Here is a 790-nt window from a genome sequence, read left to right as displayed (position 1 = left end):
CGGCGCCGGCGTGCTCGAGGCCGCGCGCACGGAGCCCGTCGCCACCGCGCTGCCGGCCGACGCGCACCTGGTCGCCCTGACCACCGACGAGGGCGTGCAGGCCTGGTTCGGCATGCGCCTGCGCACCGAGCCGACCGCCAAGGTCCCGGGCGTCCCGACCCAGCGCGCGAGCCTGAACGTGCTCTACGACGTCGAGATGACGCTGACCGCCGAGCTCGGCCGCACCAAGCTGCCGGTCCGCCAGGTCCTCGAGCTGACCCCGGGCGCCGTCCTGGAGCTCGACCGGGCCGCCGGCAGCCCCGCCGACGTCATGGTCAACGGCCGGCTCATCGCCCGCGGCGAGGTCGTCGTGATCGACGAGGAGTTCGGCATCCGCATCACCGAGATCGCACGCGAGGACGGCACCATCTGATGGACACCGTCGTCCTGGGCCTGCGCGTCCTCCTGGCGCTGGCGTGCGTGATCGGCCTGATCTGGGTCCTCGCGCGCCGTGCCGGGTGGGGCAAGGGCCGTCGCCGGCCCGCGGGCCCTGCCGTCGAGGTGGTCGGGCGCCAGGCGCTCGGCCGCCACGCCGGCGTCGTGGTCGTCGCGGTCGGCGACCGACGGCTGCTGCTCGGCTACGGCGAGCAGAACGTCACCATGCTGACCGAGCTGGACGCCGTCGCCGACGAGGAGCCCGCGGAGGACGAGGCCGGCGCGCCCGCCCCCGCGCCGCTCACGCTCGGTGCGCTCGCCGCGGCCGTGCTGCCGACGCCGCGGCGCGCCCGGGGTGCCGTCGCGGTGGCGGAGG

The 790-nt window shown here is 76.7% G+C and carries 2 protein-coding genes; both read left to right on the top strand.

What is annotated here, in order from left to right:
• A partial coding sequence (fliN, locus tag FA014_RS19660; RefSeq protein WP_154731270.1) for a flagellar motor switch protein FliN occupies positions 1 to 412 on the top strand: 412 nt, incomplete at its 5' end.
• Positions 412 to 790: flagellar biosynthetic protein FliO (gene fliO, locus FA014_RS19655; protein WP_154731269.1), on the top strand; the 379-nt coding region annotated here is incomplete at its 3' end. The genes fliN and fliO, both read left to right, overlap by 1 nt.

The organism is Cellulomonas hominis, from assembly GCF_005239125.1.
Taxonomy (GTDB): Bacteria; Actinomycetota; Actinomycetes; order Actinomycetales; family Cellulomonadaceae; genus Cellulomonas; species Cellulomonas hominis_A.
The sequence above is the reverse complement of the archived record's forward strand: the minus strand, read 5'-3'. Positions and strand labels throughout refer to the sequence as shown.